The organism is Kurthia gibsonii, from assembly GCF_006539985.1.
In the GTDB taxonomy this organism is placed as follows: domain Bacteria; phylum Bacillota; class Bacilli; order Bacillales_A; family Planococcaceae; genus Kurthia; species Kurthia gibsonii.
Genome location: NZ_BJOB01000013.1, coordinates 19,971 through 36,082, shown reverse-complemented (window position 1 = coordinate 36,082; position 16,112 = coordinate 19,971). Strand labels below are relative to the sequence as shown.

13 protein-coding genes are annotated in these 16,112 nt (G+C 37.1%); 5 read left to right on the top strand and 8 right to left on the bottom strand.

All coding sequences use genetic code 11. The features are described from left to right. Window positions 1-106 precede the first annotated feature (106 nt). On the top strand, window positions 107-1,135 hold the full coding sequence (locus tag KGI01_RS06045) for a DUF2804 domain-containing protein (protein ID WP_068456213.1): 1,029 nt from the start codon (window positions 107-109) through the stop codon (window positions 1,133-1,135). 48 nt (window positions 1,136-1,183) lie between these two features. Here KGI01_RS06045 and KGI01_RS06040 read toward each other — a convergent pair whose 3' ends face one another. Then, window positions 1,184-1,909, bottom strand: coding sequence for a glycerophosphodiester phosphodiesterase family protein (locus KGI01_RS06040; RefSeq protein WP_068456216.1), 726 nt, complete (start codon window positions 1,907-1,909; stop codon window positions 1,184-1,186). A gap of 204 nt (window positions 1,910-2,113) precedes the next feature. Between KGI01_RS06040 and helD the strand changes: the two genes are divergently transcribed. Continuing rightward, window positions 2,114-4,336, top strand: a complete 2,223-nt coding sequence (gene helD / locus KGI01_RS06035; RefSeq protein WP_141273942.1) for an RNA polymerase recycling motor HelD — start codon at window positions 2,114-2,116, stop codon at window positions 4,334-4,336. A gap of 60 nt (window positions 4,337-4,396) precedes the next feature. On the opposite strand, the gene KGI01_RS06030 is transcribed toward helD, so the two are convergent. The 5 genes from KGI01_RS06030 to KGI01_RS06010 all read right to left on the bottom strand — a co-directional run bounded on the left by KGI01_RS06030 (window position 4,397) and on the right by KGI01_RS06010 (window position 10,627). Further along, window positions 4,397-5,002, bottom strand: coding sequence for a GDSL-type esterase/lipase family protein (locus tag KGI01_RS06030; protein WP_068456222.1), 606 nt, complete (start codon window positions 5,000-5,002; stop codon window positions 4,397-4,399). Between the two features lie 20 nt (window positions 5,003-5,022). Continuing rightward, the gene (locus tag KGI01_RS06025; protein WP_087680897.1) at window positions 5,023-5,886 is read right to left on the bottom strand and encodes a GNAT family N-acetyltransferase; all 864 of its coding nucleotides are present in this window, start codon (window positions 5,884-5,886) and stop codon (window positions 5,023-5,025) included. Between the two features lie 115 nt (window positions 5,887-6,001). Then, window positions 6,002-7,819 (bottom strand): ABC transporter ATP-binding protein, encoded by a 1,818-nt coding sequence (locus tag KGI01_RS06020; RefSeq protein WP_174795794.1) that lies wholly within the window; start codon window positions 7,817-7,819, stop codon window positions 6,002-6,004. Next, entirely contained in the window at window positions 7,812-9,527 is a 1,716-nt protein-coding gene (locus tag KGI01_RS06015; protein WP_141273940.1) for an ABC transporter ATP-binding protein, read from the bottom strand. Before KGI01_RS06015 ends, KGI01_RS06020 begins: the two co-directional genes overlap by 8 nt. Window positions 9,528-9,700: 173 nt before the next feature. Beyond that, window positions 9,701-10,627, bottom strand: coding sequence for a DMT family transporter (locus KGI01_RS06010; protein WP_141273939.1), 927 nt, complete (start codon window positions 10,625-10,627; stop codon window positions 9,701-9,703). Between the two features lie 204 nt (window positions 10,628-10,831). On the opposite strand from KGI01_RS06010, the gene KGI01_RS06005 reads away from it, so the two are divergent. From KGI01_RS06005 to bioB, 3 genes are all read left to right on the top strand, one after another. Beyond that, window positions 10,832-12,862: a bifunctional diguanylate cyclase/phosphodiesterase gene (locus KGI01_RS06005; protein WP_141273938.1), complete on the top strand. Its 2,031-nt coding sequence runs from the start codon at window positions 10,832-10,834 to the stop codon at window positions 12,860-12,862. Window positions 12,863-13,023: 161 nt separating this feature from the next. Further along, window positions 13,024-13,629, top strand: a complete 606-nt coding sequence (locus KGI01_RS06000; RefSeq protein WP_068456239.1) for a biotin transporter BioY — start codon at window positions 13,024-13,026, stop codon at window positions 13,627-13,629. Beyond that, window positions 13,623-14,639, top strand: coding sequence for a biotin synthase BioB (bioB, locus tag KGI01_RS05995; protein ID WP_174795795.1), 1,017 nt, complete (start codon window positions 13,623-13,625; stop codon window positions 14,637-14,639). Before KGI01_RS06000 ends, bioB begins: the two co-directional genes overlap by 7 nt. A gap of 208 nt (window positions 14,640-14,847) precedes the next feature. Here the strand turns inward: bioB and KGI01_RS05990 are convergent, their stop codons facing one another. Next, window positions 14,848-15,300 (bottom strand): threonine/serine exporter family protein, encoded by a 453-nt coding sequence (locus KGI01_RS05990; protein ID WP_068456244.1) that lies wholly within the window; start codon window positions 15,298-15,300, stop codon window positions 14,848-14,850. Window positions 15,301-15,313: 13 nt separating this feature from the next. Further along, window positions 15,314-16,066 (bottom strand): threonine/serine exporter family protein, encoded by a 753-nt coding sequence (locus tag KGI01_RS05985; protein WP_068456248.1) that lies wholly within the window; start codon window positions 16,064-16,066, stop codon window positions 15,314-15,316. Window positions 16,067-16,112: the final 46 nt, after the last annotated feature.

The following is a 16,112-nucleotide window of genomic DNA, read 5'->3' as shown; positions in this document are numbered from 1 at the left end:
ATTCCTTTATTTTTTTCACGAAATCATTTTTTTTAATTAATTTTTGATACAATACAAGTAACAGCTAAATTGTACGGAATAATTTTTTAGGAAAGGATGTTATGAAGTGGTTCAGCATGCAGAGAATGAAATTTTAGACACAATTAAATTATGTGACGCAAAAGGAAATTTAAATCCTGCTGCGATTGGTTATGCACGAAAACCTTTAATTCAAAGTAATTTAAAGGGCCACTTCATGCGTAAGAAAAAGTGGAATTATTGGTGTGTGTATGGGGATGATTTAATGTTCTCAGCAGCTATTAGTCATCTTGATTATGCAACCGTTTGCTTTGTTTATGTATTAGATTATGAAACGCAACGTTTTTTCGAAAAAACAATTACGATGTCACCACTCGGTAAAAAACCAAAGATGTCTGAACACGTACTCGATACAACGATTTGCAATCATAGTGAAATGAAAATTCAGTTTCTCTATGATGGCTATCAAGAAACACAAGTAACCGTTACAATTCCTGATTTTGATGGTGAGCTACTGCATGCTGATTTGACCATTCACCATTTAGAGGAAGATGAATCACTCAATGTTGTCATTCCTTGGAATCGCCAAACATTCCAATTCACCGCAAAACATCATACATTACCAACAGAAGGTTATGTGAAAATTGGTGATCGTCGCTATGCGTTCGATCGTCGCGATTCTTATGCTGTACTCGACTACGGTCGCGGTGTATGGCCGAGAGAATCGACTTGGAACTGGGCGATGGCATCACAGCGCTGTCGTAATCATCGTGTTGGGCTAAACTTTGGTGGACAATGGACAGATGGCACAGGTATGACAGAGAATGCTTTTTTCTTTGACGGAAAAATGACTAAAATACATGAAGATGTCATTTTCAAATATGATGAGCAAGACTTGATGAAGCCGTGGACGATTCAAACCAAGTTTTCAAATGACGTACGCTTAACGTTCAAACCGTTTTTTGAACGTGTTGCAAAATCCGATGCAAAACTTGTCCAATCAACTGTCCACCAACTATTCGGATACTTTGAAGGCTTCGTTAAGTTTGAAAACGGACAAATTCTTCCGATTCGACAAATGCTCGGTGCTTCAGAAGTGCATAAAGCGAAATGGTAATATATATGAAGAGCCACACTGAATTTTAAAAACAGTGTGACTCTTTTATTATGATTTATTTTTCCGATGCTTTAATAACACATCTGGGACATCTGTAAATACAGCCTCCACCCCTAATTTCTCCATTGCATCGTAGTCTTCTATTTTATTCACTGTATATACGCGGAATATACTTCCCTTTTGAATATCTTCACGAATTACACCTCTTTTAGCCGCATTCAATGAAATGTGTAAATGCTTCGTGCCAATTTTTTCACCATATTCATGTAGGTTCACTAAAATTTTTTCAAATAGCGCAGCTGTTGTATTATTCGGTGCCACACGCAATAATTTTTCGACCATCACATGGTCAAATGATGAATAGATGACACGATCTGTCATATCTAAGTAATCGACTTGTTCCATAATCGCTTGTTCAATTTCAGGATAATCCACCACATCTGTTTTAATCTCAATATTTAAGAGATGATGTGTATCTTTGAATACACGTAATACTTCTCCAAGTGTCGGAATTTGTATCCCTTTAAATTTTTTATCTTTCCAACTACCAAAATCAAGCTCACGAAGCTCTGAAAATGTATAGTCTTTCAAATGTCCTTTACCATTCGATGTACGATGAATTTTTTCATCATGATGAACAACAAGTACACCATCTTTTGTACGCTGTACGTCAAATTCGATTCCTTCTACCGGAAGTTTTGATGCTGCTTCAAAAGCAGGTAATGTATTTTCAGGATAGTCACCTGAGAAACCTCGATGGGCAAAAATTTTCATGTCTTTTCTCTCCTATCTTCCATTACATCATGAAAGGTATTCCTCGTTTTTGCAAATCTTTTTTAAAAAACGTATGATAGTATTTGTCACTCTACCAAAGAAAGCCGTTTTTGTCCTTTTATTAAAGGGATTGAAGCAGTATGAAGGGCCGTGTCAAGCATTCCATTACGTTTCAAAAACGATATTTCGATGGGAGGATTTTTTATGTCTGAACAACATCCTGATTTTCAACAGGAAGCACAACATCTCACCTATGTGAAAAACTTTATGGAAAAATTACTGCATGAATCAGAAGAAGATTTAGCTAATGCACAAGAAATCATTCGAAACTCCATTGCAGACCTCGACTACTTAGATTCCAGCTTAGGATACTTAAATATTTTAACGAATACTCGCTTTTTTGATATGGCGAGTAATCAACAAGAAGGGCTCGAAGCAATTAAATCGAAGCCTTATTTTGCGCGTATTCACTTTGAAAAAGAAGGCGAGCCCGATGAAAAACTCTATATCGGGAAAACCTCACTATTCGATAAAGAAACGCAAGAACCCGTCATTGTCGATTGGCGCTCACCAGTCGCAAATGTTTATTATGATGGGCGTTTAGGCGACTTAACGTATATGGTGAATGATGTCGAAAACAAAGGTCACCTCTATTCTAAACGCCAATATAAAATTGAAGATGGTGAATTACTTGATGTACGAGACATTGACTTAACGACGAATGATGCGCTACTACAAGATGCACTTGCTGGGAAAGCTGACGTTCGATTAACTGAAATTGTTTCAACCATTCAAGCTGAACAAAATGAAATTATTCGTGCGCATTTAAAACAACCGATTATCGTACAAGGAGCGGCTGGATCTGGGAAGACGACGATTGCCCTTCACAGAATCTCCTACTTCCTTTACACAATGGGTGAACATTTCGAAGCAGAAAAATTAATGATTTTAGCACCGAATAAACTTTTTATCGATTATATCTCGGATGTACTTCCAGAACTTGGTGTCGGCGCAATTTGTCAAACAACATATGAAGAATATGTACAAAAAGCAATTGGACTCTCTTTAAAACTAACTGCTCCGAATGAATTACTTGAATCTCTTATCGAACAAAAAGCAAAAGATGATGTACTCTGGATTACCAAGTTAAAAGGTTCACTCGAATATCGTGATTTAATGGACGGATTAATTGCTGAAATGAATGCGCAATATGAACAACACTTTACAGATGTCTTTCTTGAAAAATACCGTCTACTACGTGGTACAAAATTATTAAAACTATTCCGTACGGAGTATGCTTACTTGCCAATTGAAAAACGAATTCAAAAGATTAAAGCTGTTGTACAACGTACCGTACAGATGAAAAAGAAGAAGATTTTGTACGATTTGAATCGTAAATACGATGATATTTTAGGACGTGCGCTAAACATCATTGACCCAGTAAAGCGAAAAGCAGAAGTAACGCGCTGGATTGATGAACGTGATATGCGTATCCCCGCAATTGAAAAAGAAGCAAAAACACTTGTTACACGTTACATGAAGCCTTTCTCAAAACAAAATATTAAAAAAATCTATCGCCAACTTTTAACTGATGACATACTTCTAGCTAAATTAACACCCAATTGGTCAGAAGAAGAACGTCATACATTTTTAACATTCCATCAAAAAGAGCGTTATGCGACAGAAGATTTAGCAGCACTTTATTACTTGCATGCGAAAATTAAAGGAATTTCAGATGAATGGAAAATGCGCGCTATCTTCATTGATGAAGTACAAGATTATAGTCTTTTCCAATTAGCAGCTTTAAGAGATGGACTCGATACAGATTTATTCACGATGGTTGGTGATTTAGCGCAAGGGATTCATAGTTACCGTTCGCTCACAAATTGGGGACCTGTCCGTGAACTATTCCCTCGTGCCTCTTATAAGACACTTCAAAAAAGCTATCGTACAACAATTGAAATTATGGACGTTGCGAATACAATTCTTCAAGGAATGAAGGAAGATTTACCACTTGTCGAACCGGTTGTACGTCATGGACTTATTCCTGAATTCCATGAAATGCATGGAATTGATCCACAGTTGATTCATACAATAAATGAACAAATTCGCGCCAATGGACATCGCTCAATCGCATGTATTTGTAAATCGACAAAAGAAGCAAAAATACTAACACAGAAGTTACAACAAGCTGAGGTTCCTGCATTACTATTAGATGAAACATCGGAAATTGACCAAGATGCTATACTTGTCGTACCAAGTCATCTCGCAAAAGGACTTGAATTCGATGCAGTAATTCTCGTAGCGAGTGAAGAACCTTTTGAAGATACACCACTAGAACGTAAATTACTCTATGTTGCGTTAACACGTGCCATGCACGAATTACATCTTGTAGCACCGACGAAACAATATTTTTTATTGGATTAAATTAAAAGAAGGAATCGCGCTATTTGTGGCACGATTCCTTTTACTTTTAGTAATCTATTTTTACAACTTATCCATCATTTTTCGCCAAAGTGATTTTTCTGCTTCACGTTCACGTTTTCTCAGCTCATCTGCAATTAAGTCACTGAGTTGATCATAGAGTTTTTCACCGAAGTGTAAGCCATCGTCACTTTTTCCAACGAGTAATTTTTCATAATCCGGTTGTGTATAAACATGTTCAAAAAAATCAATACATGTACATTGATACTGTGCGGCTACGCGTTGTACCGCATCTGCATATTCGTGAATGCGTGCATTCGTACGATATTTTTGTTTATGCTCGTCTACAGGAGGTGGCGTAATCAAAATGACTTTTTTAGGACCGATTTTTTTCACAAAAAATGCGAGATTTTCTTCATAAATGGATAAAGGGATTTGTTTCGTTTCAGAACAATCATTCGACCCAAAAAGAATCGTTACGACATCTGGATGCTCTTCCAAAACTTCTGACTTTAAATGCTCTCGCGCAGACACCGTCGTATTCCCAGGAAGTCCGATATTCACATATATATGCCCTTTTACCTTTTCCGATAACATCATCGTCAACATTGGCTTAGGATAACCTTCTTTTCGAGCAGTTAAACTATCGCCAAAACAAACTATTTTCATATGTCACCCTTCTTTGCTGCTTATTTCACAATGTAATAATCGACTTGTTCCACTACTTCAAAACCAGCTTGTTTATAAAAAGTAAGTGCTTCGATATTTTCAGTTTCTACTTCTAATCTAACACTTTCAAGTTGTTGTCTATATGCTTCATTCTTTACCCACTTCACTAAATTTGAAGCGATGCCCTGACGACGTTTGGAAGCTAGTGTTGTAAAAGATGTAATCCATAATTGTCGTTCCAACACTGCTGTTGTAACCATCGCAACGACTTCATCTTGTTGTGTTGCCACAAAAACGTGACTACTCGATTCCTCATCCATGAGCGCAATAAATTCTTCTGTTTCTTCAGGTAAGTCACCAAAACCATCTGACATCATTTGTTGAACAACTTGCAAATCATCTGGTTGATACGGACGTACATTGAATTCCACGTCATTTTCTTGTTGCGCGGTAGTCATCATTTGAAGCTTTGATGAACTATATACATATCCTTGTTGTTCAAGAACTTGTTTCATCTCTTGACGCTGATCGACAACTGCCATTTCACCTGTCGCTTGTCTTTCTTCTAGTCCATGTTTTAATCCATCAATTAATACTTCTTCTAAACCAATTGAACGATATAAAGGTTCAATGACCATCGACCATTCGTATGCATGTAAACCAAATGCATCAAAAGCGCTCAATGCTGCTACTAAGCGGTCATGGTCCTCGTCATAGATAAAAACAAAAAAACCACGTGTATCCCACTCATTCCAATCTTGTTCATGCATCCATTCCAAATAATTCACACCATCAGTTAGCGCTGCATCTTCACATAATTGAGTTAGCTCTTGTTGTGTCAATGTATCGAGTGGATACGTTGCCTTCATCGCAAATACATTCATTTTATCACCGTTACCTTATAGAATATCTCCTATTGTAAGTCCTATTCGCCTTTCGTTCAACTTTCAAGAAAATGGAAAAGGAGAATCGGATAATTTTCGATTCTCCTCATATCTTTTATTCAATTGCTTTCCCTTGTTGCAACATACCGTAATAAATTCCCTGCTTCTCGATTAACTCTTTCGGCGTACCTTGTTCGACTAATTGTCCTTGTTCCATAACAAAAATTCGATCTGCATTTTTCACTGTATTGAGACGATGCGCAATAACAACGCTTGTACGGCCCTTCATTAAATGATTTAATGCACGTTGAATATGCAGTTCCGTTACGGTATCAATACTTGAAGTTGCCTCATCTAATAACAGAATCGCAGGGTCTGCAATAAGCGCTCGCGCAATGGATAATAACTGCTTCTGCCCCTGACTTAAATCACTCGCTTCAGGTTTTAACACATGATGATAACCATCTTCTAATTGTTCGATAAAAGCATGGGCATTCGCCTGTTTACATGCTTCAATGATTTCTTCATCTGTGGCATTTAATCGACCATAACGAATATTTTCTAAAATAGATGCTTCAAACAGGAACGGATCTTGAAGAACAAATGCCATCTGATTGCGTAAATCTTCTCGTGAAATCTGTTCAATCGGTTGGTTATCGATTCGAATTTGTCCTGAAGTTGTTTCATAAAAGCGAGCCATTAATTGCATAATGGTTGTCTTCCCTGCTCCTGTCGCACCGACGAGCGCCACTGTTTCACCTGAGTGAATATTAAAGTTCACATTTTGTAAAATGTACGGTTCTTTTTGTGGATCATATTTAAAATCAACGTGATCAAACGTAATATTCCCCGCCAGTCTTTTCGTTAAAGACTTCGTTCCTTCTTCTACTTCCTCTGGCTCATCCAATATCTCAAAAATACGTTCTGCACCTGCGATGGCAGATAACACGTTATTAAATTGATTCGCTAATTCATTGAGTGGACGTGTAAATTGACGAGCATACTCAACGAAAATCACGACAATCCCAATTGTGACATGCCCTTTGTAAGCTAAGTAACCGCCAAATCCTGCAACAATCGCAAAGCTGACATTATTTAAGAAGTTCATCACTTTCGGAATACCACCTGAGTAGACATTCGCCCAGTAACCTGTGCGACGTAAACGTTGACCATTCTCCTCGAATTGGCGAATCATGCGTTCTTCTTGCGAATAAGCTTTAACAACATATTGTCCTGAGATTGTTTCTTCTACCATACCGTTCAATGCACCAAGTGTCGCTTGTTGCTTTTTAAATAATGGACCTGTGCGACGTGTAATCCACTTCGTCGCTAAAAACATCATCGGAATAATAATCATCGTCACAATGGTTAAAAGTGGGCTCAAAATCATCATAAAGGTGAATGTTCCTGTTAAAATGAGTGCACTTGAAAATACTTCAATGAATGTACTATTTAATGTAGAACTCACATTATCTAAATCATTCGTCATACGACTCATTAAATCACCATGTTGTTTACGGTCAAAGAATGAAATCGGCAGGCGCTGATACTTTTCAAACAATTGTGTACGTAATCGGTAAACAGTTTGTTGGGCAATGCCAATCATCCAGTAGTTTTGTAAAAATAACGTAATTGACACCATAATATAAATTCCCGCCAATAGTATGAGTGTTGGACCAATACCAATTAAATTCTTCGGTAAAATTTGTTCATCAATCATACGACCAATTAATAAAGGTCCTAGCAACATTCCGACAGAGCTTAAGAAGACCATCGCTAATACAACAAGTAGTAGAATACGCTGTTCGTCTACAAGCTGCCAAATACGACCAATCGTCCCTTTCATATTCGATGTCTTCGCTCGTTTTTTCTTTTGATGTGACTGAATATCTTCTTTTGTTAAAATCGGTTTATATTGAAATGCTTTAAACATTCGTATTCACCTCCTGCTGTGAAGCGACAATCTCTCGGTAAAGTGCACTATTTTCAAGAAGCTCCTCATGCGTTCCTTGTGCAACTACCTCACCTTGATCCATTAATAAAATACATGTGGCACTTTTCGCTGTTGCGATCTTTTGTGTCACTACAAAACGTGTTGCGTCTTCATATTCATTTAATGCCTGCCATAACTTCGCTTCAGTCGTTAAATCGAGCGCACTCATACTATCATCGAAAATAAAGAGTTCTGGTTGACGAATCAAGGCACGCGCAATCGCAATACGTTGTTTCTGCCCGCCCGATAAATTCACACCTTTTTGTCCTACGCGTGTTTCATAACCATCTGGAAAACGCATAATGGTCTCGTGGATTTGTGCAATCTTACATACATGCTCTACTTCTTCTAGCGTCGCATGTTCATTCCCCCATGTAATATTTTCAAAAATCGTTCCTGTAAATAATAGAGAACGTTGTGGTACATAACCGATTTTTTGACGTAAATCATGCGGATCATAACTTTTCACGTCTTTTCCTTCTACAAATATCGTACCTTCCGTTGCATCATACAGACGAGGTAATAATTGGAGTAACGAGGACTTACCTGAACCTGTAGCACCCATAACTGCAATCGTATCACCACGATTCGCTGCGAACGATACATCATGTAAAATAAACTTTCCTTCTTCATCATACTTAAATGTAATATGACGTGCTTCGACATAATATGGACTATGTTCTTTATTTTCTTGAACGGTTTGCACTTCATCCATCGATAAAATTTCATTCATGCGATTGGCTGAAGCAGAAGCGCGAGAGAAGAACGTAATAATCATCGCAAACATGCTAAAGTTTCCTGTGATGCGCATCGTGTAGTTGAAGATTGCGACTAAATCACCGACAGGCATGCGATCTGCTTGAATCTCTTTTGCACCAAGCCATAAAATAACGAGTAAAGCACCATTCATGACAATTAATAAAACAGGTTGGATACGTTCCATTAAACGAAGTGCCTTCATCGTATCTGTTTTTAATGCGACTGCTAATTGATTAAATTTAGTCGATTCATAGACACCGCGCATATACGCTTTGATTAAACGTGTCGCTTGTAAGTTTTCTTGAATATTACGATTCACTTGGTCGACACGTCTTTGAACTTTCCCAAAGTTTTTCGCACCTTTTCGCACCATGAACCATAAGAAAATAAGTAAAAATGGAATCCCTATCACTAAAAAAATTGCCAACTTAGCATTCACTAAAAAGGCCATAACTAGACTCCCAATCACAACAAGAGGCGCACGCATCATAAACCGTAATGACATGAAGAAAATATTTTGTACTTGCGTCACGTCATTCGTAATACGTGTAATCATGCTCGATGTAGGAACCTTTAAAAAGCTATGCATTGAATAAGATTGTACTTTTTTAAATAGCGCAACTCGTAAGTCATACGCAAAACTTTGTGCTGCATGTCCTGAGAAGAAACCATTTGAAATCCCTGCTATAAAAGCAAGTACACCGAGTCCAAGCATGATACTTCCCCATAAAATAACCGTATGTAAATTCCCTGCGACTACACCCTCATCGATAATTTTTGCCATGATGAGTGGTTGTACTAATTCAACTGCTAACTCGACTAACATCAGCATGAAGGCCACTAAGGCTGCCCATTTATAAGGGCCTATATAAGAAAAAACTTTTCGCATAAGACACCTTCCCGACTTCATTGATTTGTTTATTATGACATATTCCCACTTCATTTCTCTAGATAAATGTTTCGCCTTCAAAAATAGCTATAATCATGATTTAAAAATTACTTTAAACTAAACGATTTATGTCTTTATATACAAAAAGAAGGAATGGTTCACCCACTCCCTCTCTATTCTTCCTTCATCTTCACCGATTGTCGATTTCCTTCAATTGATAACCAGACAACACATAAAATCATAAGAATAATTCCGATGATTTGAACGCCCGCAAGTACACTTCCCAACCAAATAACCGATATAAACATTGCAGTTAATGGTTCGAAACTCGATAAGATACTCGTTTCAACAGGTGAAATATATTTCATACTACTTAAAAATAGGATAAAAGCGATTGTACCAAAGAAAATAATCGCTAATAACATAAAATTGGTGCTACTCTCCACGAGTAGCGCATATTGATTAAATTCCCAAAAACCTTTTGAGAAGCCAAGAAGCAAACCACCTATTAACATGCTCCATCCAATGACAACGAGTACACCCCATTCATTCATGACAGAAGTGGGGTATAGTGTATAAAAAGCAAATGTCAAACCTACACCTAATCCCCAAAGAAGCGCTACAGGACTTACTAATAGGTTTGATATAGAACCATTTGTTAGCAATAGGAACAAGCCGATTAATGTCCCTAAGATACCGAATATTTGATATCTCGGTGGAAACATCTTTTGTGAGAATGACACATATAGCACAACAAAAATAGGTGCTAAAAATTGCAATAATGTTGCTAAAACTGCATTACTTGCATGAATCGCAGCAACAAACGTATATTGTACGCCGAGCATCCCAAACACACTAAAAATCACAAGTTTAATCCACCAATAAGGTTGTTTCCAAATAGCATATATATCTCTTTTAGTCACGATTAAAAAGAATAATATGAGAAAACCTGCCAATAAAAGGCGTATTGTTAGCATAAATGATACACTCATATGGCTAGACGATAATACCCATTCCATCATAGGTCCTGTCGCTCCCCAAAGCATTGAACCAATTATAATCATGATGATTCCTTTTAATCTCTTAGTCGTATGATTCATTTGTAGGCCCCCTTCTTTACATCTTTTTGCTTATTTTTTTCGATTTTTTTGTATTTTTATCCCTTTGAATAATATTTTCTTAAACGCAAATCAAAATTAGGTAAAATAAATTATTTTTATTTCATCATCTGTTACTAATGACTTATATACTTTTTTTCTCTATAATAGGAACTATACCGTAAATTCAAGGAGTCGTTGCATAAAATGAAAGAAAGTGAAATCTTATTACCATCTTCACAAGAATTAATTAACCAGTTACCCCAGCCTTTTCTCCTTGTCAATAAAGACGGAGAAATAATTCTATGGAACCATACAGCGGAGAAATATTTAGGTTACGATACAGATGCCATACTTGGTTATCCAGTACCTTTCGCTGAACAAAGTCAACTCGCTACAAACGAACTAATCTTTGAACAACTAATTGAGGAGCCAGAAGTACGTGATATGGGCTACCTTGCATATATAACGAAAGATCAGACGCGCATCCTATGTAAAACATTCTTTACCGTTTGGACAATTCAAGACCAACCTTGTTTAGTCATTAGTTTGACACCTTCCGATCGTAACACTTCTGATACGAATTTTGAAGAACAGTTATCTTATTTACGCTCTGGTTTAGAAGATTCGTTCATGATGTTGTCGGTTGACGAAAATGGTTTAATTGAAGCAGCCAATTCGAACTTTTTAAAATATAGTAAATGGACGCCAAAGCGTATTATCGGAAAGACATTATGGCAAATGTTCCCACAAACAGATGAAGGCTCAAAACAGGCGGATAAAATTTGGTCAACATTGAAAAATAATCGCACATGGCATGGCGAGGTTGAACAAATCACAAAAGATGGACAACCTTATTGGGTAGAATTATCCGCTATTCCAATTGCTAAAAATAAAGAGAATCGACCTTCTTATCTATTTTTAGAAAATGATATTACCGATAAAAAGATGTTACAAAATCGTTTAGAACAAATCGCCTACATCGATCAAGAGACTGGACTGATGAACCGTTACCGTCTAGAACAAATCGTCAACGAGATGATTGAAGAAGGTCATCACTTCACGTTCGTCTTTTTAAGTATCGACAAGTTCTATTCACTAAAAGAAATATATGATGAGCAAACAGAAGCTGTACTCGTAACAGAGTTCACAAATCGCATGAAAATGTATTTCCAAGATAGTACGATGGCCCGTATTAGTGTCAACGAGTTTGTTGTATTAACGCCACTTGGTGAATGGTTTATCCAAGGGTTCTTATCTTACTTAACACAACACCCGATTTACTTGGATCATACTTCAACTCCTTTAACTGTAAGTGGTGGTATTACAAAATTCCCTGAAGACCAAAGTACATTTAGTAACTTATTCAAAGCTTCCAACTCAGTAATCCAAAAGGTACAAGCTGAGGGCGGAAATCTTATTATGAGCTTATCTAAGGCTGACCATGAATCTTTAAGTACCCGTTCAATTATTGAAAAACGATTATTGATTGCACTAAATCAAAAAGATTTACGCGTGCTTTATCAACCACAACAAGATTTAACAACAGATGAAATCACAACTGTTGAAGCGCTCGTACGTTGGGAAGACTCTGAAATTGGGATTGTACCGCCAGATATTTTAATTCCGATTGCAGAAGAAACTGGTTTAATTAATCAAATCGGCAGCTTCATGCTTGAAAAAGCTTGTGAACAAGCTGTTGAATGGGCGAATGCAGGGACACCAATTCGCATTAGTATTAACACATCGATTCGTGAATTCCGCGATAAAAATATGGTTGATACGATTTTAAAAGTATTAGAACGTACACAATGTCCACCACATTTACTGCAAATTGAGATTACAGAAAAATTTGCGCTTGAAGCAGAAGCAGAAGAATCGATTGTTAGCCAAATGCGTAAATTACAAGCTAAAGGGATTAAATTCTCATTAGATGATTTTGGAACAGGTTATGCTTCATTCCGTTATATGCAACTATTACCTTTAGAAGAGTTTAAAATTGACCGCTCGTTTATCGCACCGATTGTCTACCAAGAGAAAACGCGTGCTTTAGTTCAAGGTATGATTCAATTTGGACGTTCTTTACACATGCGCGTTGTTGCAGAAGGTGTTGAATCAGAAGAACAAGTTTCAATTTTACGAGAAGCTGGCTGCGATGCAATTCAAGGTTATCAATTAAGTCGCCCTAAAGTTCCGCAAGATATCGAAACTTTATTCACTCATAACGAATTATTATAAAATAGCCACCTCAACTTTTCTTCGCAGATTAGTTGAGGTCTTTTTCATAATTTGAGTAAACTTAAAATAAAAATAAGTTGACACAAATTATAAAAAAGTATTAAATTGGATATTGAACAACTTACATGTTCAATTTTTACTCATTTGAGGGGGATTTAGAAATGACAACAAGTCAAACAACGATGACAAAGTCGAAAACAAAATTACGCGTTGTAGATTTAGTCTATTGTGCTATGTTTGCTACATTGATGATGATTGGGGCGAACATCACATCATTTGCACCGTTCATGGTCGTTGGTGGTGTTCCAATTACACTCCAAACATTTTTCGCAATTTTAGCTGGATTAATTTTAGGAAGTAAGCGAGGAGCTATTGCTGTTACAGTCTACATGCTAATCGGTTTAGCCGGCGCACCCGTATTCGCACGATTCAGCGGTGGTTTTAGCCAAGTATTAAGTCCAACATTCGGTTTCATCGTGTCATTCATTTTTGCAGCTTATGTTGCAGGAAAAATGATTGAAATGAAAAATACGAAAATGATGTATGTTGCTGCAGCACTTGTAGCTATGGTCATCAACTATGTATTCGGAACAAATTGGATGTACTTCGCTTATAAACTATGGGCAGCAGCTCCTGAGAACTTTACATATCAAATTGCTTGGTTGTGGATGATGCCTCCGCTTCCAAAAGATATCATTCTATCTGTACTATCTGGCTTCTTTGCCTATCGCATGCAATTCGTCTTGAAAGGAGTTCGTAAATCATGAATTATGAACAATTAGCTACACAGATCATTGAGGAAAACTATTTATTATCAGATGAAGAAGCTCTAGCTATTTTAGAAACACCACAACAAGACTTACTTAAGTTATTGCAGGCGAGTTATCAAATTCGCTATCACTACTACGGTAATAAAGTGAAATTAAATATGATTATTAATACGAAATCTGGTCTGTGCCCAGAAAACTGTGGCTATTGCTCACAGTCTATTATTTCAAAAGCACCGATTGAAAAGTATGCCATGATGAAACAAGAAGAAATTGTAGAGGGTGCGAGACGAGCAAGCGTTGTTCAAGCTGGTACGTATTGTATCGTAGCAAGTGGTCGTGGTCCTGCGAATCGTGAATTGGATATTGTAGTAGATGCTGTAAAAGAAATTAAAGCTGAAAACCCAAATATGACGGTTTGTGCATGTCTTGGTATTCTAAAACCAGAGCAAGCAGAACGATTAAAAGAAGCCGGTGTCGATCGTTACAATCACAACTTAAATACATCAGAAAATCATCATGAACATATTACAACATCTCACACATATGAAGATCGTGTGGGGACTGTTGAAAAAGTAAAAAATGCGGGTATTTCCCCTTGTTCAGGTGTTATTATTGGCATGAAAGAGTCTAAAGAAGATGTCGTACAGATGGCGAAAAGCTTACGTATATTAGATGCTGATTCAATTCCAGTAAACTTTTTAAACGCAGTAGACGGTACACCTTTAGAGGGAACAAAAGAAGTCACACCACTTTATGCTCTACGCGTCCTTGCACTTTTCCGTATGATTAATCCAACGAAAGAAATTCGTGTTTCTGGTGGGCGTGAAGTAAATTTAAGAAGTTTACAACCATTTAGCCTTTACGCAGCAAACTCAATTTTTATCGGGGATTATTTAACAACGAGTGGACAAGAGGAATCATCCGACTTGCAAATGCTTGAAGATTTAGGTTTTGAAGTTGATTTAGAACCACTATCAAAAGAGCCTATGACTACTTCATGTAGTTAAAACAAAAGACGAGGATGAGACAAAACATTTCATTTTCCTTTTAGAGTTCGCAACAAAAAACCGGAATCGTGCTGTGGCGCGATTCCGGTTTTTCTTATGCTCATATAAGATGATATTTTCATACTTATGTCTCATCCTCTTTTCTTTTTAATAAACACATACTCAATAGAAGAAAAAAGGGTACGTATAAAAATAGTCACTATGCGTTTTATTTCGTAGGTATTTTTCGACGTCGTAGTGCTGTAAAAATTAATTGCATAAATACCTCCGCAAAAACTAATCCCATCACAATCGCACCTGTTATTAAACTCGTCTTCACTGCAAATTCAATACTCTGTGTATAATCTTTTTCCACTACATGACGCATTGTATTATAAGCCATCCCACCAGGTACAAGTGGGATAATTCCTGCTACACTGAAAATTAACATTGGGGTTTTAAAACGTTTTGCATAAATGTGTGCTACAATGGCAATAACAAATGCTCCTGCAAATGATGCAGGTACAATATCTACACCATGATTGGTGAAGACTAAATAGATCCCCCAGCCAATGGCCCCAACAAGACCGCAGTGAAACAGTGTATTTTTTGGTGCATTAAAAATAATTGCGAATGTTGCAGTTGCAATAAAGCTCAGTATGATATGAATCACATATTCCAATCGATTTGCCTCCTTAAAATGTTAATAGTACAAGTGCTACACCAGCACCAATTGCTGTAGCTGTTAAAAAGGCTTCGACACCTTTTGCTACACCTGATACGAAGTGTCCAGCCATTAAATCACGTACTGCATTTGCAATTGGTACACCTGGTACAAGTGGCATAACAGACCCTATAATAATTTTATCGAGTTGCGATCCATATCCGAACTCCACAGCATAGAAAGCAATAACACCTACAAAAAGAGCACCTGTGAACTCTGCAAAAAATTTAACTTTGGTTAAGGAGTGAATCGCCATAAATACGATAAAACCTGCACCGCCAGCAATGAAGGCAATCGGCATATCCGACCATATACCTCTAAATAAGATTAAAAAGCATGCACTAGCAATGGCTGCCGCAAGAATTTGGACCCAGGTAGGAAAAAAGAAATTTGTCTTTTCAATTCGCTGTAATTCTTCATAAGCTTTTTCAATTGAATAATTTCGTGCAGTTAAATTTCGCGAAACATTATTAACTTGTGCAATTTTTTCTAAATCAGTTGTTCTACTAGGAATTTGAGCAATCCTTGTAGGTCGTTCATGTCCTGCAGAAAAAATGATTCCTGTAGGTGTCACAAAACTTTGTGCATCTGGATAACCTTGTGATTGTGCCATGCGCAACATTGTATCCTCTGCACGATAAGTTTCCGCACCACATTGAACTAGCAAACGTCCTGCAAGTAAAAAGCAGTTAATTGCTAATTCTTCCTCTTTATTATGAGGCATATTTTCAAACGTCCTCTCTATTAAATATATTTTTCTATAAGTTATA

Coding starts and splice junctions, on each gene's coding strand:
- KGI01_RS05985 (WP_068456248.1), bottom strand. CDS start 16,066: ATGCCTCATAATAAAGAGGAAGAATTAGCAATTAACTGCTTTTTACTT.
- KGI01_RS06005 (WP_141273938.1), top strand. CDS start 10,832: ATGAAAGAAAGTGAAATCTTATTACCATCTTCACAAGAATTAATTAAC.
- KGI01_RS06040 (WP_068456216.1), bottom strand. CDS start 1,909: ATGAAAATTTTTGCCCATCGAGGTTTCTCAGGTGACTATCCTGAAAAT.
- KGI01_RS06030 (WP_068456222.1), bottom strand. CDS start 5,002: ATGAAAATAGTTTGTTTTGGCGATAGTTTAACTGCTCGAAAAGAAGGT.
- KGI01_RS06025 (WP_087680897.1), bottom strand. CDS start 5,886: ATGAATGTATTTGCGATGAAGGCAACGTATCCACTCGATACATTGACA.
- KGI01_RS06000 (WP_068456239.1), top strand. CDS start 13,024: ATGACAACAAGTCAAACAACGATGACAAAGTCGAAAACAAAATTACGC.
- helD (WP_141273942.1), top strand. CDS start 2,114: ATGTCTGAACAACATCCTGATTTTCAACAGGAAGCACAACATCTCACC.
- KGI01_RS06015 (WP_141273940.1), bottom strand. CDS start 9,527: ATGCGAAAAGTTTTTTCTTATATAGGCCCTTATAAATGGGCAGCCTTA.
- KGI01_RS06020 (WP_174795794.1), bottom strand. CDS start 7,819: ATGTTTAAAGCATTTCAATATAAACCGATTTTAACAAAAGAAGATATT.
- KGI01_RS06010 (WP_141273939.1), bottom strand. CDS start 10,627: ATGAATCATACGACTAAGAGATTAAAAGGAATCATCATGATTATAATT.